Annotated in this window: 18 protein-coding genes; 12 read left to right on the forward strand and 6 right to left on the reverse strand. The window is 72.5% G+C overall.

Annotated elements, in window-relative coordinates; translation table 11 throughout:
• Positions 1–174: 174 nt before the first annotated feature.
• Positions 175–1755 (reverse strand): molybdopterin-dependent oxidoreductase, encoded by a 1581-nt coding sequence (locus tag DEI99_RS03960; protein WP_111043044.1) that lies wholly within the window; start codon positions 1753–1755, stop codon positions 175–177.
• Positions 1756–1925: 170 nt separating this feature from the next.
• On the opposite strand from DEI99_RS03960, the gene DEI99_RS03965 reads away from it, so the two are divergent.
• Positions 1926–2558 carry a hypothetical protein gene (locus DEI99_RS03965; protein WP_111043043.1) on the forward strand — a complete coding sequence of 211 codons (633 nt, stop codon included), beginning with the start codon at positions 1926–1928 and terminating at the stop codon, positions 2556–2558.
• Between the two features lie 340 nt (positions 2559–2898).
• Here DEI99_RS03965 and gnd read toward each other — a convergent pair whose 3' ends face one another.
• Complete coding sequence (gene gnd / locus DEI99_RS03970) at positions 2899–4371, reverse strand: NADP-dependent phosphogluconate dehydrogenase (protein ID WP_111043042.1); 1473 nt, start codon at positions 4369–4371, stop codon at positions 2899–2901.
• Between the two features lie 112 nt (positions 4372–4483).
• Here gnd and DEI99_RS03975 point away from each other — a divergent pair, with 112 nt between their 5' ends.
• Entirely contained in the window at positions 4484–5023 is a 540-nt protein-coding gene (locus DEI99_RS03975; protein WP_111043041.1) for a gluconokinase, read from the forward strand.
• Here the strand turns inward: DEI99_RS03975 and DEI99_RS03980 are convergent.
• Positions 5010–5273, reverse strand: coding sequence for an SHOCT domain-containing protein (locus DEI99_RS03980; RefSeq protein ID WP_071253302.1), 264 nt, complete (start codon positions 5271–5273; stop codon positions 5010–5012). The two genes, DEI99_RS03975 and DEI99_RS03980, sit on opposite strands and share 14 nt — an antisense overlap.
• 216 nt (positions 5274–5489) lie before the next feature.
• Between DEI99_RS03980 and DEI99_RS03985 the strand changes: the two genes are divergently transcribed.
• Both DEI99_RS03985 and DEI99_RS03990 read left to right on the forward strand, forming a co-directional pair.
• On the forward strand, positions 5490–7052 hold the full coding sequence (locus DEI99_RS03985) for a histidine kinase (RefSeq protein ID WP_111043040.1): 1563 nt from the start codon (positions 5490–5492) through the stop codon (positions 7050–7052).
• Positions 7049–7720, forward strand: coding sequence for a response regulator transcription factor (locus tag DEI99_RS03990; RefSeq protein WP_071253298.1), 672 nt, complete (start codon positions 7049–7051; stop codon positions 7718–7720). The genes DEI99_RS03985 and DEI99_RS03990 overlap by 4 nt, the downstream gene beginning before the upstream one ends.
• Here the strand turns inward: DEI99_RS03990 and DEI99_RS03995 are convergent.
• The 3 genes from DEI99_RS03995 to DEI99_RS04005 form a co-directional block, all read right to left on the reverse strand.
• Entirely contained in the window at positions 7698–8318 is a 621-nt protein-coding gene (locus DEI99_RS03995) for a class I SAM-dependent methyltransferase (RefSeq protein ID WP_111043039.1), read from the reverse strand. The two genes, DEI99_RS03990 and DEI99_RS03995, sit on opposite strands and share 23 nt — an antisense overlap.
• A 35-nt stretch (positions 8319–8353) precedes the next feature.
• Entirely contained in the window at positions 8354–9772 is a 1419-nt protein-coding gene (gene uxaC / locus DEI99_RS04000; RefSeq protein ID WP_111043047.1) for a glucuronate isomerase, read from the reverse strand.
• 142 nt (positions 9773–9914) lie between these two features.
• Complete coding sequence (locus DEI99_RS04005) at positions 9915–10955, reverse strand: LacI family DNA-binding transcriptional regulator (protein WP_111042987.1); 1041 nt, start codon at positions 10953–10955, stop codon at positions 9915–9917.
• Positions 10956–11074: 119 nt separating this feature from the next.
• On the opposite strand from DEI99_RS04005, the gene DEI99_RS04010 reads away from it, so the two are divergent.
• From DEI99_RS04010 to manD, 8 genes are all read left to right on the forward strand, one after another.
• A complete protein-coding gene (locus DEI99_RS04010; RefSeq protein ID WP_111042988.1) occupies positions 11075–12430 on the forward strand; it encodes an ABC transporter substrate-binding protein in 1356 nt (451 codons plus the stop codon).
• Positions 12430–13458, forward strand: coding sequence for a carbohydrate ABC transporter permease (locus tag DEI99_RS04015; protein WP_111042989.1), 1029 nt, complete (start codon positions 12430–12432; stop codon positions 13456–13458). Before DEI99_RS04010 ends, DEI99_RS04015 begins: the two co-directional genes overlap by 1 nt.
• A complete protein-coding gene (locus tag DEI99_RS04020) occupies positions 13455–14396 on the forward strand; it encodes a carbohydrate ABC transporter permease (RefSeq protein WP_111042990.1) in 942 nt (313 codons plus the stop codon). The genes DEI99_RS04015 and DEI99_RS04020 overlap by 4 nt, the downstream gene beginning before the upstream one ends.
• Positions 14397–14476: 80 nt before the next feature.
• Entirely contained in the window at positions 14477–15313 is an 837-nt protein-coding gene (locus tag DEI99_RS04025) for a sugar phosphate isomerase/epimerase family protein (RefSeq protein WP_111042991.1), read from the forward strand.
• On the forward strand, positions 15310–16512 hold the full coding sequence (locus tag DEI99_RS04030) for a Gfo/Idh/MocA family protein (protein WP_111042992.1): 1203 nt from the start codon (positions 15310–15312) through the stop codon (positions 16510–16512). Before DEI99_RS04025 ends, DEI99_RS04030 begins: the two co-directional genes overlap by 4 nt.
• On the forward strand, positions 16509–17381 hold the full coding sequence (locus tag DEI99_RS04035; protein WP_111042993.1) for a sugar phosphate isomerase/epimerase family protein: 873 nt from the start codon (positions 16509–16511) through the stop codon (positions 17379–17381). The genes DEI99_RS04030 and DEI99_RS04035 overlap by 4 nt, the downstream gene beginning before the upstream one ends.
• Positions 17378–18715 carry a mannitol dehydrogenase family protein gene (locus DEI99_RS04040; protein ID WP_111042994.1) on the forward strand — a complete coding sequence of 446 codons (1338 nt, stop codon included), beginning with the start codon at positions 17378–17380 and terminating at the stop codon, positions 18713–18715. The genes DEI99_RS04035 and DEI99_RS04040 overlap by 4 nt, the downstream gene beginning before the upstream one ends.
• Positions 18712–20064, forward strand: coding sequence for a D-mannonate dehydratase ManD (gene manD, locus DEI99_RS04045; RefSeq protein ID WP_258369649.1), 1353 nt, complete (start codon positions 18712–18714; stop codon positions 20062–20064). The genes DEI99_RS04040 and manD overlap by 4 nt, the downstream gene beginning before the upstream one ends.
• Positions 20065–20066 lie beyond the last annotated feature (2 nt).

The raw sequence follows: 20066 nt of genomic DNA on the forward strand, positions 1-20066 counted from the left end.
GCGGCGAGGCCCGACAAGGTCGCACGACCCGCCGCTCGCGTCCGCCGAGGTCGCACGAACGGCCGCTTCGACGCCATCGGAAGCGCACATCCCGCGACCTCGACCGCACCGCACGCACACACACGCCGCACGGACCGCGGGCCGCGGGCCGCGCCCGCGCTGCCGCGCCGCCCCCTACCGCGCCGAGACCTCCACCGAGTGCCACCCCGTCGCCCCGTTCGGTGCCGGCGGCCGCTCCACGCTCGTCTGCACCTCACCGTCGGCGCTCGTCGCCCGCACCTCGATGCGGTGCGACCCGGAGTCGGGCGTCCAGCGCAGCACCCACTGCCGCCAGGTGTCCGCCGAGGCCGAGTCGGCGAGCGTCGCCTGCTGCCAGTCGCCGCCGTCGACCCGCACCTGCACGCCCTTCACGCCGGTGTGCGGCTGCCACGCCACACCCGCGATGGCGACCGGCTTGCCGGCCGTGACCGTCGCGCCGGCTCGCGGGGTGTCGATCCGGCTCTCGAGCTTGACCGGCCCGCGCTCGGACCAGCCGCGCGGCGTCCAGTACCCCTGGGCGTCGGCGAAGCGGGTGACCTCGAGCTCGGTGACCCACTTCGTCGCCGACACGTAGCCGTAGAGCCCGGGGACGACCATCCGCACCGGGAACCCGTGCTCGGTCGGCAGGGGTTCGCCGTTCATGCCGACGGCGAGCAGCGCCGCGGTGCCGTCGTCCTGCAGCACGTCGAGCGGGGTGCCGGCCGAGAAGCCGTCGATGCTGCGGGAGAGCACCATGTCGGCGTCTCCCGTCGGCCGGGCCCGGGCGAGCAGCTCCCGGATCGGGTAGCCGAGCCACCGTGCGGTGCCGATGAGGTCGCCGCCGACCTCGTTCGACACGCAGCTCAGGGTGGCGACGTGCTCCTCGAGCGGGAGCGCGAGCAGCTCGTCCCAGGTGAGCGTGACCTCGCGTTCCACCGCCCCGTGGACGCGCAGCGACCAGTTGGCGGGATCGACGTTCGGCACCCGCAGCGCGGTGTCGATGCGGTAGAAGTCAGCGTTCGGCGTGATGTAAGGCGAGATGCCGTCGACGTCGAGCGAGGCCCCCGCCGGCACCGCCGGTGCGGCGGTGGCCGCAGCGGGCAGTCGGATGGCCCGTCGGGCAGCGGCGGCCGCCTGCATGGCGGAGGACCCCAGCCGGGAGGCCCCGCCCACGACCACCGCGACCGCTGCGGTCGCGACACCCCAGACCAGGAACGCGCGGCGCTCCGTCGACGCCGGTCGCGGTGCCGCGGAGGGGACCTGCGCGGCGGCTTCCCACTTCCGCAGGCGCTGGAGCAGCAGCCGGAGCACGATGACCGCCGCGGCCACGCCGACGACCGTCGGGGCGCCGTCGAGGGTGCCGCTGCCGGAGCGCGTGGTCACCGCGAGGAGCGCCAGGACCCCGCCGGCCGCGAACACGAGCGCGCCGAACGGTGGTCTGGCGCGCTCGAGGACGCCGGCGCCGGCACTCACCGCCGCGACGATGACGGTCATCAGGGCGAACAGCGCGACCTTGTCGCCGGTGCCGAACAGCGTGACCATCAGGTCCTTCGCCCCGGCCGGTGCCAGGTCGATCACGGCCGAACCGACCGCGACGAGCGGGCTGCCGGCACCGCCCAGGAGCAGTGCGCCGAACTCCGCGATGCCCAGGAAGGCCGCGGCGGACACGAGCCCGACCCCGGCTGCGGACAGGACAGGGCGGCGCGTCGTGCTGGCGGACGTCGGTTGCGAGCTCACCGGAGGAGCGTAGGTCGCCAGGCCGCTGGTGCGCTGTGCGTCCGGTTCCCCGGTCGTTCACCGGCGCCCGCCAGCGGCCCCGCGTCGGGTCGTGCGAGGATCGACCTGTGCCGAGGTCTCCCGAACGTGTCCCGCGCTTCGGACCTGCCCGCCGCCACGACCGCTCGCCGATGTCGGCCGCGCGTCGGCTGATGACCCTGCGGTGGACGATCGTCGGGGTGTGGGCGGCACTGCTCGTCACGCGGGTCGTCGTCATCGCGGCCGCGCCCCACGCCGACCTGTCGTGGTTCGGTTTCGTCGAGCTCGCGGCGATCGCACTCGGCGTCACGGTCATCGTGGTCGCGGTGTTCCGGGCTGCGGCGCTGCGACGGCGGCAGGCGGACGACTCGCTCGCACTCGCCGTGCGCCGCATCGACCCGACGGTGTGGCTCGTCCCGGCGGCACCGACCGCGGAACTCCGCGAGGCCGTCGCCGAGGTGCGCCCAGAGGTCACCCTGAGCGAGCACGTGACCTGGGCCTTCGGCGCGACCGAGGCGTCCCTGTGGGAACTCGAGGGACGCCGGGCGACCCGACTGCTGGTGGTGCGGTGGAGCCGCGTGGTGCACATCGCGCTCGAGGACGTGCACGGACCCCGGGGGCACGGCGCCTGCGCGGTCGCGATCCACTACGTCCGGCCGGACGACGCCCCGGCGGTGGCGACGTTCCTGGTCCGATCGGCTCCGGGGTCCCGCCGTTTCCTCGGCCGCGGGCCTCGGCTGGACCGGCTCGTCGCCGACCTGGCGCGCGAGCGCATCGTCGCCTGATCGACGGCCGCACGCATCACGGGTTCCGGACCTGACCAGCCGGATGAGCAGACGACCCAGCCCAGCCGGACGACCCAGCCCAGCCGGACGACCCCGCCCTGCCGGACGACCCCACCCTGCCGGACGACCCCACCCTGCCGGGCGACCCGGCCTGCCGGACGAGCCGACGACCGAGCCCGACCGAACGACCCGACGACCCGGCCGGCCCGTCGGACGAGCCGACGACCCGGCCGGCCCGTCGGACGAGCCGACGACCGAGCCCGACCGGACGAGCAGGAGACGCCGGATCACGCGACCCGGCGCCTCCTGCTCCGAGACGCCCTCGACGAGCGCAGCTCGCTCAGTGCGTCGACGGCTCCTGCTCGACCTCGCGCCGGTCGTCGTCGGACCAGAGCGTGTGGAACGTGCCGTCCTTGTCGACGCGCTGGTAGGTGTGCGCGCCGAAGAAGTCGCGCAGTCCCTGGATCAGCGCGGCGGGCAGCCGCTCGGACGCGAGCGAGTCGAAGTACGCCAGCGCCGACGAGAACCCGGGCGCCGGGATCCCCGAAGCGGCCGCGATGCCGACGATGCGACGCCACGCGGCCTCGCCCTCCTTCACGGCGTCGGCGAAGTACGGGTCGACGAGCAGGCTCTCGAGCTCCGGGTTCTTGTCGTAGGCCTCGACGATGCGGTTGAGGAACTGCGCACGGATGATGCAGCCGCCGCGCCAGATCTTCGCCATGTCACCGAGGTCGATGTCCCAGTCGTACTCCTTCGCACCGGCGATGATGAGGTCGAACCCCTGCGCGTAGGCGACGACCTTCGACGCGTACAGGGCGGCGCGGACGTCGTCCTCGAACCCGTCGGGGACCGCTGCGATCTCGGGGCGGTCGGGGAACGCGCGCTGGACGGCCGAGCGCTGCGCCGGCTTCGACGACACGGCTCGGGCGAACACGGCCTCGCCGATGCCGGAGACGGGGACGCCGAGTCCGACCGCGTTCTGCACGGTCCACACGCCGGTGCCCTTCGACCCGGCCTCGTCGCGGATGACGTCGACCAGCGCCGTGCCGGTCTCCGGGTCGTGCTGCTTGAGCACCTCACCGGTGATCTCGATCAGGTACGACTCGAGGTCGCCCTCGTTCCACTGCTGGAAGACCTGCACGAGGTCCTCGACGGAGTGGCCTCCGACGCGGCGGAGCAGGTCGTAGGACTCGGCGATGAGCTGCATGTCGGCGTACTCGATGCCGTTGTGCACCATCTTGACGAAGTGGCCGGCGCCGTCGGTGCCGACGTGCGTCACGCAGGGTTCGCCCTCGGCCACGGCGGCGATCGACTTCAGGATCGGGCCGAGCGTCTCCCAGGCTTCGTCGGACCCACCGGGCATGATCGACGGGCCCTTGAGCGCCCCTTCTTCGCCGCCGGAGATGCCGGTGCCGACGAAGTTGAGGCCCTTCTCGCGCAGCTCGCGCTCGCGGCGGATGGTGTCGTGGAAGTTGGCGTTGCCGCCGTCCACGATGATGTCGCCCTCCTCGAAGCGCTCGGCGAGCTGCTCGATGACGGCGTCGGTGCCCTTGCCGGCCTGCACCATGATGATCGCGGTGCGGGGCTTCGTCAGGGAGGCGACGAAGCCGTCGATGTCCTCGGACGCGATGAAGCCGGCGTCGCCGTGCTCCTGCATGAGTTCCTCGGTGCGGGCGTAGGTGCGGTTGTAGACCGCGACCGTGTTGCCCTCGCGCGAGGCGAGGTTCCGCGCGAGGTTCGAACCCATCACCGCGAGACCGATCACCCCGATGTTGGCCTTCGGGTCCTGCTCGGTTGCGTCGTTGTCTGCCACGTCGTCTCCTTCGTCCGGACGTCTCGGCCCCAACCTACGATCCCGGTCCTGGGTCCGCACAGGAGCGACGGCAACTGGGGACGGCCGGACGGCCGGTCAATACTGTGGAGGGATGAACGAGCGCGCTGTCCTCCCGCCGGTCCTCGTGATGGGTGTCTCCGGTTCCGGCAAGTCGACCATCGGGCAGGCCGTCGCCGACGCCCTGGCGGAGCGCGGCGAGCCGAGCGTCTTCGTGGACGCCGACGACCTGCACCCGGCCGCGAACAAGGAGAAGATGCGGCAGGGCATCCCGCTCACCGACGAGGACCGCTGGCCGTGGCTGGACGCCTGCGCCGAGCGCATCGCGGCCGTCGAGGCCGACGGCTCGCGCTGCGTGATGGCGAACTCGGCCCTGAAGCGCGTGTACCGCGACCGTCTGCGGCGCTCGGCGCCCGGCCTGGTCATCGCGTTCCTCGACGGGTCGCGAGACCTCATCGCGGACCGGCAGGCGCACCGGCACCACGAGTACATGCCGGCGTCGCTGCTCGACTCGCAGTTCGCGACGCTCGAACGGCCCGAGGCCGACGAGCACGCCGTCGCCGTGCCGATCGACGGGTCGGTCGACGACACGGTCCGGGCGATCACCGCCGCGCTCGCGGTCACTTCCGGCTGAGCTCGGACAGTCGGGAGCGGTACTCCTCGGCGTCGATGTCCCCGCGGGCGAACCGATCGGCGAGCACGCCGCGGGCGTCGGAGCGTGCGCGCCAGCTGCCCCGACGGAGCACCCCGAACACGAGGAACACGACGAGGAACGTCAGGACGACGAACCCCGGGAACAGGAAGAAGGGGAACCCGCCGCCCTGCCAGTGCGGCCCGTGGGCCGCTGCCGAGGTGAGTGCGGTTGCCGTGATGGTGCTGAACATGGTGACCTCCGTGGTCGGTTCCGGTGCCGCGGTCGCGACACGACGAGCCTGCCGGTCGGGAGGCCCGTCCCGCGTCCGTCCCTGAGCCGCAGTCCGGTGTCCTCCCGCAGTCGTGCACGGGGGACTCTTCCTGCACCGGAGTACTCCCGACGGAGTAGTCCACAGGTGCTCATCGGGCCGGACGACCGCGCCGGCGGTCGACCCTAGGCTCGGAGCATGACCACCGGACAGCGCACCGACCACCGCGACCGGGCACCAGCCCGGCCGACGGGTCGAGTGCGCTTCGCCCGCACCGGGCGCGTGCTGCCGGTCGCCGTCGTGCAGGTCCTCGGCACCCTCGTGGCGTCCCGCATCCCGTTCGGCGGACGGGGCGGTCCGCCCTGGACCCGGCACGACGACCTGGTGCCGGTCGACCCGGTGGCGCTCGGCCCCCTCGCGCTCGCCCTGCTCGTCGGCGGTGTCGTCGTGCTGCCGTGGCGCTGGCGGTGGCCGCGGGCGGTCCTGCTCGTGGTCCTCGTCACGACGGTCGGGTACGCCGTCGTGGTCTCGCCGCGTGGTCCGTTCGTCGCCGCGCTGACGATGGCGATCGCGAACGCGTGGGTGCGCGGTCACCGCCGCACCGTCTGGGTCGTCGCCGGGGTCGCCCTCGTGACGCTGCCGACCGCCGACGTCGTGCTCGGTCGTTCCCCCGTGCTCGACCTCGCGACGGTCCTACTCGCCCTCTCGTGGTTGACGGTGACGATCGCGGTGTCCGAACTCGTCCGCGTGCGCACGGAACGGGTCGCCGACCGACGCCGCGCCCGAGCCGAGGCCGAACGCCGCCGTGCGGGCGAGGAACGGGTGCGCATCGCCCGCGAGCTGCACGACTCCGTGGCCCACAGCATGTCCCTCATCAACCTGCGGGCGGGGGTGGCCCTGCACCTCGGTACCGAGCTCCCGACGGCCACGCGTGACGCCCTGACCGACATCCGTGACTCGAGCCGTCAGGCGCTCGTCGAGCTGCGCACGGTCCTCGGGGTGCTCCGGTCGGTCGACGGCGATCCCGACGACCCTGACCGTGATCCGGTGCCGGGTCTCGACCGTCTGCCCGACCTGGTGGCCCGGGCGCGGGCAGCGGGGATCGAGATCGTCCTGCACCTCGACGGCGACCCGTCGACGGTCCGGGGCACCAGCGGCCGGAGTGCATTCCGCATCGTGCAGGAGTCCGTCACGAACGTCATGAAGCACGCACCGGGGCACGCCGTCCGCGTCGAGGTGGTCGTCGGGCCGGACGTCGTCGACCTCGTGGTCGAAGACCGTCCGCGTGCCGGCGATGCGGCCGTGGCACCGGACCCGTCCGGTGCCGCGGGGTCGGTCGCCGAAGGGTCGGTCGCTGAAGGGTCAGTTGCGCAAGGGTCGGTCGCCGGGGGTTCGTTCGGTACGGGGTCGGTCGGTACGGGGCCGTTCGGTACGGGGACGGTCGGCACAGGTTCGGTCGGCACAGGTTCGGTCGGCACGGGGTCCAGGGGCACCGGGTCGCCCGGCATCGGGTCGACCGGCAACGGCATCATCGGCATGCGCGAGCGGGCCTCCGCCGTCGGCGGTGACCTGCGTGCCGGCCCGATGCGGGAGGGCGGCTGGCGGGTCGCCGCTCGGCTGCCGGCGCAGACCGACGGGCCGCCCGACCCGGACCGCAGACCCGACCAGGACCGCGGACCCGACCCGGACCGCGGACCCGACCCGGACCGCGGGCCCGACACGGGACGCACGCCCGACGTGCTGACGGAGGACCCCCGATGACCGACATCCGTGTCCTGCTCGTCGACGACCAGGTGCTCGTCCGAGCGGGGCTCCGCGCGCTCGTCGACGCCGAGCCGGGGATGGCCGTGGTCGGCGAGGCGGGTGACGGTGACGCGGCGGTGGCGCTCGCCCGGAGCCTCCGCCCCGACGTCGTCCTCATGGACGTCCGGATGCCGGGGACCGACGGCCTGACCGCGACCCGGCTGATCGGCGAGGACCCCGAGCTCGACGCCCTGCACGTCGTGATCCTGACGACCTTCGAGCAGGACGACTACGTCTTCGAGGCGATCCGGGCCGGTGCCGCGGGGTTCCTCGTCAAGGACACCGAGCCCGCGGAGCTCCTGCGTGCCGTCCGCACCGTCGTCGCCGGCGACTCCCTGCTCTCACCGCGCGCCACCCGCTCCCTCGTCGAGGCGTACGCGACGCACGCGAAGCCGGCGTCGCTCGCGCCGGAGCTCGGGGTGCTCACCGACCGCGAGCGCGAGGTCATGCAGCTCGTCGGGGTCGGCATGACGAACGCCGAGATCGCCGCGCGCCTGTTCATCAGCCCGCTCACCACGAAGACGCACGTGTCCCGCGCGATGATCAAGCTCGGCGCGCGGGACCGGGCCCAGCTGGTGGTCTTCGCCTACGAGACCGGCCTCGTCACCCGCGGGTGGCAGCCGTGACGGCGGCGTGCGGGCGCTGACCGTCGTCCGTCCGGGTGCGGGTGTCGTGCACGTCGAACCCCTGGTCGACGAGCACCTCCACCATCGCCGGCACCGACCACCGGTGCGCGCCGACCACCGCGTGGTCGAAGGGCTCGACCGTCGGGCCCTCGAAGAACCCGACGAGCAGGCTCCCGCCCGGGCGGAGCACCCGACGGATCTCGGCGAGCGGGACGGCGAGGCGGTCGGGGGCGTGGTGGATCAGCGAGTACCAGGCCAGGACCCCGTCCACGGTCCGGTCCTGCAGGTCGAGCGCGTCGACGGAGCCGACCCGGAACGCGGCGCTGCCGCCGTGCGCGCCGGCACCGCCGTGGACGCGCTGCGCGTGGTCGACGAACCAGGGCACGGCGTCGATGCCGAGCACCGCGTGGCCTCGGTCCGCCAGGTGCGCGCTCCAGTGGCCGGGCCCGCACCCGGCGTCGAGGATCCGCTCGCCGGCGCCGTCGGCCCACGCCGTGACGTGCTGCCGGTCGTCGGCGTGCACGCGGTCCATCGACCCGAGGTGCTCCGCGTACTCGCTGGCCCGCGCGGCGTACGCGGCGGTGACGTCGGTGCCCATCGTCCGACCGTACCGGCGATCCGGCGTCGACCGGGCTACAGCTTGAACGTCGCCCGCGGGATGTCGGAGACGATGCGCTGTGCAGTGCGGACGGCGTCCTCCTCGCTGATCTCGTGCGCGACCACGAGGGACGCCAGGTACGCCGCGTCCGCACGCCGGGCCATGTCGTGCCGCGCGGGGATCGAGCAGTAGGCGCGGGTGTCGTCGATGAAGCCCGAGGTCTTCGTGAACGACGCCGAGTCGGTGACGGCCGACCGGTAGCGCGCGATCGCCGCCGGGGTGTCGATGAACCACCAGGGTGCCCCCGCGTAGACGGCGGGGTAGAAGCCGGCGAGCGGTCCGATCTCACGCGAGAACACCGTCTCGTCGACGGTGAACAGCACGAGGTGGAACCCGGGTGCGGTGCCGAAGGCCTCGAGCAGCGGGCGCAGCGGGGTGGTGAACGCGCCGACGGCGGGCAGGTCGTGCCCGGTGTCCGGCCCGAAGCGCTCGAGCGTCGGCGTGTGGTGGTTCCGGATGATGCCGGGGTGCAGCTGCATGACGAGGCCGTCCTCGACGCTCATCTCGGCCCAGCGGTAGAGCATGTCGTGGCGGTAGGCGGTGGCCTCCGCGGTCGAGACGTCACCGCGGAGCGCGGCGGCGTGGATGCGTTCGCGCTCGGTGGCGGACAGCGGCGTGGAACCGGCGTCGAGCACGCCGGTGTCGGTGGCGGTCGCGCCGTGCTCGATGAAGTACCGGCGACGCGCGCGGAGTGCTGCCAACAGTCCTGCGTGGGTGCCCGTCTCGATGCCGGCGGCCTGTCCGACGGCCGCGACCACGTGCCTCCAGTCCGATCGCGACGGGTCGAAGACGGCGTCCGCGCGGAAGGTGGGGACCACCCGGCCGGTGAAGGTCGGGTCGGCGGCGAGCTGCGCGTGCGCGGCGAGGTCGTCGGCGGGGCCGTCGGTGGTGGCGAGGACCTCGATGCCGAAGGCGTCGAACAGTGCGCGCGGGCGGAAGGCCGGTGTCGTGAGCAGGTCGGCGAGGTGGTCGTACTGGGCGTCCGCGTTCTGCCGCGACGGCTGCTCCGTCAGCCCGAAGACGTCGTGCAGCTCCGTCTCGAACCAGTACCGCACCGGGGTGCCGAGGAAGTCGTCCCAGTGCTCGGCCAGGTGCCGCCACACCGAGCGGCCGTCGGGCTGGTGGTGCGGGTCGCGACCGAGCGCCTCGAGCGGGACGCCGTTGGCGTGCAGCAGCCGGAGCACGTAGTGGTCGGGCGTGACGAGCAGTGCCGCCGGGTCCGGGAACGGCTGGTCGGCGGCGATGGTCGCGGCGTCGACGTGCCCGTGCGGCGAGATGATCGGGGCGTCCTCGACGGCGGCGTACACCGTGCGGGCGACCCGGCGGGCCGCCGGGTCGGCGGGGAACAGCCGGTCGGCGTGCGGTGCGAGACGGGTGGCGGTGGTCTGGGTCATCGTCGACTCCTTCGGGGACGAGCGGGGACGAGCGGGGACGAGCGGGGACGAGCGGGGACGAGCGGGGGACGAGCGGGGGAAGAGCGGCTAGAGCGGGACGAGCGGGGACGAGCGGGAAGCGCGGGGACGAGCGAGCAGTGCGTCAGGCCGGTGCTGGGCCGGTCGACTCCCGCACGGTCAGGTGGGTGGGCAGGGCGACGGCGCCGGACGCGTGCTCCCCGGACGGGTCGTCGGCCAGGTCCGCGCCGAGTCGGCCGAGGAGCATCCGGATCGCGACCCGTCCGGCCCGCTCGATCGGCGAGGTCATCGTGGTGAGCGGCGGGTTGCAGAAGTCGGCGCCGAAGATGTCGTCGCAGCCGACGATGCTCATGTCCTCGGGCACCCGGACGCCGCGTTCGCGCAGGCGGGCGAGCATACCGATGGCGATGAGGTCGTTGAAGGCGATGCAGGCGGTGGCTCCGGCGTGCACGGCGGCGTCTGCGGCTGCCGCTCCGGAGTCCACGAACGGTGCGTGGGGTCCGACCCGTGCGACGCGGACGCCGAGGCGCTTCGCGACCCGCACGAGTGCCCGCCACCGGCGTTCGTTCGACCACGAGCTGTCCGGCCCGGCGACGTACAGGACGTCGCGGTGCCCCAGTGAGACGAGGTGCTGCACCGCCTGCTCGACGCCGCCGGGGGTGTCGATGAGCACGGAGGGCACCCCCTCGGGTCGGCGGTTCACGACGACGAGCGGCAGGCGTGCGGCGACCCGGGCGATCTGCGCGTCGGACAGGCGTGAGGCGGTGAGCACCACCCCGTCGGCCTTCGCGCCGATCGCGCTGAGGGCGGCCGTCTCGGCCTCGGCGGACTCCTCGGTGTCGACGAGCAGTTGCGTCCACCCGGCGGCGGCGAGCTGGTGCTGCGTGCCGCGGATGACGTCGAAGTAGAACGGGTTGGTGATGTCGGACACGAGCACGGCGACCGCCCGGGTGCGTCCGGATGTCAGTGCGCGCGCCTGCGAGTTCGCGACGTAGCCGAGGTCGCGGGCGGCCCGCTGGATGCGCTGCTGCGTGGTCGGGTTGACGCGGTCGGGCAGGGAGAGCGCACGGGACACGGTGGACGGCGCCACCCCGGTCGCGACGGCGATGTCGCGGATGGTGACGCGTCGGACCGTGCTGCCGACGTCGGTGTCGAGTTCGCTCACGAGGCGAACGTAGGCGGCTCTGGCAACAAGTGGCAACCGGTTGCCGCCTGTTGCCACCACCGGGACAGTGGTGTCACCGGGCAGTGCCGCCCGGAGGAGGTCTCGAGGAGGAAACCCCCGTGAAGACGCGAAGACTGAAGCCCCGCACCCTCGTCGGTGCCGTCGCGGTGATCGCCCTCACCGCGCTCTCCCTGCAGGGCTGCGCCGTGGTGGACGGCAGCGGCGACGACCCGGACACCCTCCGCGTGATGATGGGCGCCGACACGACGTACCCGAAGGAACGCAAGCAGTGGCAGCAGGAGACCGCTGCCGCGTTCAAGCGGACGACCGGCGCCGACATCCAGTGGGAGACCTACTCCACCCCGCAGGAGGAACTCACCGCCATCCAGACGAGCGTCATCTCCGGGCAGGGCCCCGACGTGTACGCCATCGGCACGACCTTCACCCCGACCGCGTACGCCACCGGCGCCTTCGTCGAGATGGGTGCCGACGAGTGGGACGCCGTCGGCGGGAAGGACCAGTTCTCCCCGGCCTCCCTCGGCATCTCCGGGCCGAGCGCGAGCAAGCAGATCGGCATCCCGTTCGCCAGCCGGCCGTTCGTGATGGCCGTCAACGACGAGCTCCTCGAGCGCGCTGGCATCACCGAGCCGCCGACCACCTGGGACCAGCTGACCGCAGATGCGAAGGCCACCACGGGCGACGGGACGTACGGCATGGCGATCGCCTACGCCGACGGCTTCGACCCCTGGAAGTTCGTCTGGGGCATGGCGCAGAACGCCGGCAACACGCTGGTCGACGGGACGACGGTCGAGATCGACACGACCGCGGTCGAGCAGGCGTACCGCACCTACTTCGACTGGGTGACGAAGGACGGCGTCGTCGACCCGGCCGCGATCGGGTGGAACAACCCGCAGGCCCTCGCGCAGTTCGCCGACGGCAAGGCGGCCTTCTTCCCGATGACCACCACGACCTCGCTCAACTCGCTGCAGGGCTCGAAGGTCGACGGGAAGTACTCCTACGCGCTGCTGCCCACCGTGCCCCCGGGGGCGACGGAGCGTCCGGCCGACGGCGTCGAGGCCGCGAGCATCCTGTCCGGCGACAACCTCGTCGTCGCCGACTACGGCACGAAGCAGGACCTGTCCTTCGCCTTCGTGCGGCAGGTCTCCGCCCCGGCCGCCCAGGAACGCTACTTCGAGCTGTTCGGCCAACTGCCGACGAACGCCGAGGCCGCCGACCGCGTCGCGACGGCGAACCCCGACCTGGCACCCATCGTCCGCGCAGGCGAACTGTCGAAGCCGACCGCCTTCACGGGTGCCTGGTCGGACATCCAGCTCTCGCTCGTCGACGTCGTCGTGCAGTCGATCCCCTCGCTGAAGCGCGGCGAGGTCACCGACGACCAGCTCCGTGCACGACTCGCAGCGGCGCAGCGCGACGCCCAGTCCACCCTCGACCGTCAGAAGAACGGAGGTCTGTGATGACCAGCACGCAGACCCGGCCGCGCACCGACCGCACGCCGGCCCCGCAGGTGCGGCCGCACGGCACGACGCCGCTGTACAAGAAGGAGCGTCCGCTCTGGATGCTCCTGCCCGGCGGCGTCCTCATGCTCGCCGTGATCGTGGTGCCGCTCCTGGTGGGCCTGTTCATCGCGATGCTCGACCTCGACCAGTACACGCTGCGGCAGTGGTTCAGCGCCCCGTTCGTCGGCTTCGCCAACTTCGCCGAGGCCTTCACCGACTCACCGCTGCTCCACTCGATCTGGATCTCGGTGTCCCTGTCGGTGCTCGTCACCGTCGTCACCGTGCCGATCGGCGTCGCCGCCGCGATCTCCACCCAGAACCGGTTCCCCGGTCGCGGGCTGGTCCGCTCGGTCTACCTCATCCCGTACGTGCTCCCCGCGTTCGTCGTCGGCACCTTCTTCCGCACGATGCTGCAACCGCAGGGCGTGGTGAACGCCACGCTGCACACCGACGTCCTCTGGCTGAACGGGTCCGCGTCGTACTGGGCGCTCGCCGGCGTGATGGTGTGGACGAGCTGGCCGTTCGTCTACCTGCTGTCCCTCGCCGGGCTGCAGGCCGTCGCCAACGAGGTGCACGAGGCCGCCGCCCTCGACGGGGTGACCTGGTGGGCGAAGCTGCGGTACATCGTCTTCCCGTACCTGCGCGGCCCGTTGAGCCTGGCGGTGATCATCTCGATCCTGCACAACATCAACAACTTCACCCTGCCGTTCGTGCTCTTCGGCAACCCGCTGCCGTCGAGCGTCGAGGTGATGCCCGTCCTGACGTACATCGCGAGCTTCCAGTCGTTCCGCTTCGGCCTGTCCGCGGCCATGGCGATCTGCTCGCTCGTGATCGTCGCCATCCCGTTGTTCGTCTACCTGCGAGCCGTGCAGCTCGACACGGGCGACGACGCCGGACCCGGCCGGAAGCAACGGCGCGCCGACCGCGCCACGCTCGCGGCAGCCACCCCGGCCGCGGCCGCAGACATCGACGGAGCACGAGCATGAGCGCGTTCACGACGACCACCCGACCCACGTCCACGCTCACCGAGAGCATCACGGCACCCGGGCGCCGCGGGAAGCGCCCCTACGACACCGACGTCACCCGCCTGCTGCCCCGGTGGCTGCTCGTCACGGTGATCGCGGTCCTCGTCGCGTTCATCGCCGTCCCGGTCCTGTACATCGTGTTCGGCTCGGTGAACTCGGACGTCGCCGTCGCCCGGGGCGAGTACTTCCCGTCCGCGTTCACGCTGTCGAACTACGTCGACATCTGGTCGACGGTCGCCCTCGGGCAGGGCCTGGTGAACTCGATGCTCACCGCCGGGGCGGTGGCCGTCGCGAGCGCCGCGCTCGCCGTGTCCACCGCGTACGTGCTGGTCCGGTTCCGGTTCCTCGGCCGGCTCACCATCCTGCGCGGGCTGCTCGCGCTGCAGTCGATCCCGGGCACGCTCCTGCTGCTGCCGGTGTTCGTCGTCTTCTCGAACATCGCGAGCGCCACGGGCGTACAGATCATCGGCACCCGCTGGGGCCTGTTCGTCACCTACCTGACGTTCGCCCTGCCGTTCTCGACGTGGGTGATGGTCACCTACCTGCGCGGGCTGCCGAAGGAACTCGAGGAAGCGGCGCGCATCGACGGCGCCTCGAGCACGAAGATCCTGACGAAGATCGTCCTGCCGCTGTCCTGGCCCGGCATCGTCGTCTCCGCGATCTTCGCCTTCCTGCTCGGCTGGAACGACGTCCTGTTCTCCACGATCATGACGACCCCGAACACGCGGACCGTCGCCGTGGTCCTGCAGGTGCTCGGCACCGCGCAGGAGGGCGGCGCCGTCCCGATCTACGGCCAGATGATGGCCGCCTCGATCGTCTGCGCCGTGCCGGTCGTCGCCCTGTACCTCGTCTTCCAGCGCTACCTGGTCGGCGGCCTCACCGCCGGCTCCGTCAAGTAGCGAACGCAACCATCGATCGGACGGGAGGCGCGGTGCGACCCCGCCACGCGCCTCCCGTCCGAACCCACGAAGGGAATGCCATGACCCAGCTCAGTTGGGAACTCTCCGGTTTCGGGGACGAGATCGACGCCGACCCGGTCGTCCAGGTCGCGGTCCTGCAGGCGCTCGGCGCGAGCGCCATCGAGGTCCGCAGCGCCTGGGGTGTGAACGTCGTCGACCTCGACGACGAGCAACTCGCCGGGCTGCACCGCCTGCTCGACGAGCGCGGCCAGACCGTGTCCGCCATCGCGTCGCCGATCGGCAAGGTGCCGGTCGACGAGCCGGTCGAGCACGAGGTCGGACGACTCCGCCGCGCGATCGCCGCGGCGCACGCCCTCGGCACCACGAACATCCGGATCTTCTCGTTCTACTTCGAGGGCCGGCAGCCGGGCGACGTCCGCGACGACGTCCTCGTCCGGATGCGTGCGCTCGCCGACCTGGCTTCTCGGGAAGGAGTGACGCTGCTCCACGAGAACGAGAAGGACATCTACGGCGACGTCCCGGCGCGGGTGCTCGACATCGTCGAGAGCGTCGGGTCGCCCGCGCTCCGCCTGGCCTGGGACAACGCCAACTACGTGCAGTGCGGGGTCAAGCCGTTCACCGACGGTTGGGCGCAGCTCGCCCCGTACGTCGACTACCTGCAGGTCAAGGACGCCCTCGCCGCTGACTCGTCGGTCGTCCCGGCGGGGGAGGGCGACGGCGAACTGCTGCAGACGCTCACCGCCCTGCGCGACGCCGGGTACTCCGGCTACGCCTCGCTCGAGCCGCACCTGGCCGACGTCACCTCCCTCGGCGGGTTCTCCGGCCCCGCGGCCTTCGGTCGCGCCGGTCGCGCCTTCCGCACCCTCACCGACCAGATCGGAGTCACCCTGCGATGACCACCCCACTGAAGTTGGCAGTCGTCGGCGCCGGCGTCATCGGACGCCACCACGCGAAGGTCGCCGTGCACCACCCCGACCTGCAGGTCGTCGCCCTCGTCGACGCGATCCCCGCCGCCGCCACGAGTGCCGCCGACGAGGTCGAGGCGACGGGCGTCACCCGGCCGATCACGACGTCCACCATCGAGGACGCGATCGCGCAGACCGACGTCGACGTCGTCGCGATCTGCTCGCCGTCCGGCATGCACGTGCAACTCGCCGAGGCCGCCCTGGCCGCCGGCAAGCACGTCGTCATCGAGAAGCCGCTCGACACCACGATGCCCAGGGCCCGGCAGATCGCGGCGCTCGTCGCCGCCGCTCGCGACCGGGGACTCGTCACGAGCGTCATCAGCCAGCACCGGTTCGACCCGGCCTCCGCCGTCGTCGCCGGGGCAGCCCACGACGGCCGGTTCGGCACCGTGACCTCGGGTGTCGCGAGCGTCGCCTGGTACCGGTCGCAGGGCTACTACGACTCCGGCGACTGGCGCGGCACCTGGGACCTCGACGGCGGCGGCGCCGTCATGAACCAGGGCGTCCACACCGTCGACCTGCTCGTGTGGGCGCTCGGACGACCGGTTGAGATCTCCGCGCAGACCGCACTCCTGGCACACGACCGCATCGAGGTCGAGGACACCGCCGTCGCCACCGTCCGGTTCGCCGGCGGAGCGCTCGGTGTCGTCCACTGCACGACCGCCGCCTACCCGGGGCTCTCCGCGCGGTACGCCGTCTACGGCACGCAGGGGTCGGCGGTCGTCGACGACGACCGGCTCGCCTACTTCCACGTCGCGCCGGACAGCGCCACGCTCGAGTCCGCCTCGACCACGGCGAACGCCACCGCGGTCGCCGGAGCGGTCGACCAGAAGGACGACGTCGTCCCGCCGGAGCACGTCGTCGGCGGCCCGGCCGAACCCGACCACTTCGCCGCCGGGCACGCGCGGCAGTACACCGACATCGTCGACGCGATCCGGCAGGGCCGCGAGCCGGGCGTCACGGTCGAGACGGCCCTCGTGTCGCTCGCCACCGTCCGCGGGCTCTACGTCAGTGCGACGCTCGGCAAGCCCGTCCGGATCGACGACGTCATCGAGGGTGCGTACGACGACGTCGTCCCCGTCGTCGGCACACCGACGACCGCCCGTGCAACAGGAGGAGCCACCCGATGAAGTTCTCCGTGTTCACCGCCTCGACCCCCGACTGGACCCCGTCCGAAGCCGCGCAGACCCTCGCCGAGCAGGGCTGGGACGGCATCGAGTGGCGCATCGTCGACGACCGCACCGAGGACGGCTCCTCCGGCTTCTGGGCCGGCAACCGGTCGACCTGGCAGTACACCGGCATCGCCGACCGGGTGGGGGAGATCGCCCGGATCACGGACGACGCCGGTCTCGGGTACTCCGGCATCGGCGGCTACCAGCCGGTGTCCGACCACGAGGGCACCGAGACGATGCTCCGTGTGACGTCCGAGCTCGGCGCCCGTCAGGTGCGGGTGACGATGCCGTGGTACCGACGCGAGCAGGAGCGCACGGGTGCGACGTACCCGCAGCTGTTCGACCGCACCCGCGCCGACCTCGAGTGGGCCGCCGGGCGCGCGGCCGAACTCGGTGTCAAGGCGCTCGTCGAGCTGCACCACATGACGATCACCCCCTCGGCGTCGGCAGCGCTCCGGCTCGTCGACGGCCTCGATCCGGAGCACGTCGGCGTCATCCACGACCTCGGCAACCTCGTCATCGAGGGGCAGGAGGACCACCTCGCCGCGTTCGAGCTCCTCGGCCCGTACCTCGCCCACGCGCACGTGAAGAACGCCCGCTGGGTCGACACCGGCGAGACCCGGGCCGACGGCAGCAGCACCTGGCGGAACGAGTGGGCACCGCTGCGCACCGGACAGGCCTCGGTGTCCGAGTACCTCGACGCCCTCCGCCAGGTCGGGTACGACGGCTGGGTCACGATCGAGGACTTCTCCACCGACCTGCCGCTCGCAGCCCGCACCGCCGACAACCTGGCGTACCTGCGGTCCCTCGTGCCGGTGGCGGCATGACCGACCGCCGCCCGGGCATCGTCCACCTGGGGGTGGGAGCGTTCGCGCGCGCTCACCTCGCCTGGTACACCGCCCATGCCACGGGGGAGCCGTGGGGCATCACCGCCTTCACCGGCCGCTCGGCAACGGTGGCGGACGCCCTGGGCGCCCAGGAATGCCGCTACACGCTCGTCACCCGCGCCGCCTCGGGCGACGAGGCCGAGGTGGTCGACACGATCGTGGCCGCCCACCCGGGCAGCGACGAGGCGGCCTGGAGGCACGCGGTCGCGTCCCCGGAGACGACCGTCGTCACGCTGACGGTCACCGAGCAGGGCTACCGGTCCGGGTCCGACGTCCCCGCCCGGCTGGCCGCGGGGCTCGACGCCCGGCGTGCCGCCGGGGCGGGGCGCATCGCGCTGGTCAGCCTCGACAACCTGACCCACAACGGCGACGTCCTCCGTGACGCGGTGGCGTCCGCCGTGTCCGACCCTGCGCTGCAGGACTGGATCGACGCGAACGTCGCGTTCCCCTCGTCGATGGTCGACCGGATCACCCCGGCCACGACCGACGTCGACGTGACGGCGCTGGCGGAGCTCCCCGGTGCGCTCGACGGCGACCGGGTGCCCGTGGTGACCGAGCCGTTCGCCGAGTGGGTCCTCGAGGACGGCTTCGCAGGGCTCGACCGCCCGGCCTGGGAGACCGCCGGCGTGCGCATCGTCGACGACGTCACCCCGTTCGAGCAGCGGAAGCTCTGGCTGCTCAACGGGTCGCACTCGCTGCTCGCGTACCTCGGCCTGCTGCGCGGACACGACACCGTCGCCGCCGCGATCGACGACCCGACCTGCCGCACCGCCGTCGAGGAGCTGTGGGACGAGGCCGCGGCCGAGCTCCCGCTGCCCGGCCCCGAGGTCGACGCGGCCCGGACGGCCCTGGTCGAGCGGTTCCGCAACCCGCGCATCCGGCACACCCTCCGGCAGATCGCGTCCGGCGGGTCGCAGAAGCTGCCCGTCCGGGTCGTCGACGTGCTCCGCCACCGGCTCGCCCGTGACCCGTCCGCCGGCATCGGACCCGGCGCCGCGACGGCGCTCGCCGCGTGGTGGCTCCACGTCACCACGCAGCCCGACCTCGTGGACGACGCCGGAGCGCCCGGGGCAGACTCGGACGTGCACGACGTCCTGCGCGTCGTCGCCCCCGACCTCGACACCACCCCCGTGGTCGCCGCGATCACCGCGGCGGCCGACCGCATCCGGGCCGCGGGCACCGGAGCGCGCGACCGCATCCGGGCCACGAGCACCGCATCCGCATCCGCGACCGCGACCGACCGCACGAGCACCGACGAAGGAGTCACCGCATGACCGACACCACCACGAACCCCGCGGCCCCGGTGCCGGGCGCGACCGACGCCGGCGCCGCGACCGACCCGACCGCCGGGCGTCCGGACACGTGGGCCTCGGCGGACCGCGGGCAGCTCATCGACCGTGCCGAGGTCATCGTCACGAGCCCGAACCGCAACTTCGTGACGCTGAAGATCACCACCGCCGACGGCGTCACCGGCCTCGGCGACGCGACGCTGAACGGCCGCGAGCTCGCCGTCTCCGCGTACCTGTCCGAGCACGTCGTCCCGCTGCTCGTCGGCCGCGACGCCAGCCGCATCGAGGACGCCTGGCAGTTCCTGTACCGCTCGTCGTACTGGCGCCGCGGGCCCGTCACCATGGCGGCGATCGCCGCGGTCGACATGGCGCTCTGGGACATCAAGGCGAAGGTCGCCGGGATGCCGCTGTACCAGCTGCTCGGTGGCGCCTCGCGCACCGGGCTGATGGCGTACGGGCACGCCTCCGGCAAGGAACTGCCCGAGCTGTTCGACTCGATCCGCGAGCACCAGGAAGAGGGCTACCACTCGATCCGCGTGCAGACCGGTGTCCCCGGCCTCGAGAGCATCTACGGCATCGCGTCGAACAAGACCACGTCGGGCAACGAGGGTGTCCGCTACGACTTCGAGCCGGCCCAGCGCGGCGCGTTCCCCGCCATGGAGGACTGGGACACCCGCGCCTACCTGCGCCACGTGCCCACCGTGTTCGAGGCCGTCCGCAACGAGTTCGGCCCCGAACTGCCGCTGCTGCACGACGGCCACCACCGGATGACCCCGCTGCAGGCCGCCAAGCTCGGCAAGTCGCTCGAGCCGTACGACCTGTTCTGGCTCGAGGACTGCACCCCGGCCGAGAACCAGGAGGCCCTCAAGCTCGTCCGGCAGCACACCACGACGCCGCTCGCGATCGGCGAGGTCTTCAACACCATCTGGGACTTCAAGGACATCATCCGCGACCAGCTCATCGACTACGTCCGCGGCGCCGTCACGCACATGGGCGGCATCTCCCCGCTGAAGAAGACCATGGACTACGCCGCGCTGTACCAGGTCAAGTCCGGGTTCCACGGTCCGACCGACATCTCACCGGTGGGCCTCGCGGCGCAGATGCACCTCGGGCTGGCGATCCACAACTTCGGCATCCAGGAGTACATGCAGCACGGACCGCAGACGAACCAGGTGTTCCGGCAGACGTTCACCTTCACCGACGGGTTGCTGCACCCGGGCGACGAGCCGGGCCTCGGGGTCTCGCTCGACATCGACGAGGCCGGCAAGTACCCGTACGAGCAGGCGTACCTGCCGTTCAACCGCCTCGCCGACGGCACCGTCCACGACTGGTAGCG

This window comes from Curtobacterium sp. MCLR17_036, assembly GCF_003234445.2.
In the GTDB taxonomy this organism is placed as follows: domain Bacteria; phylum Actinomycetota; class Actinomycetes; order Actinomycetales; family Microbacteriaceae; genus Curtobacterium.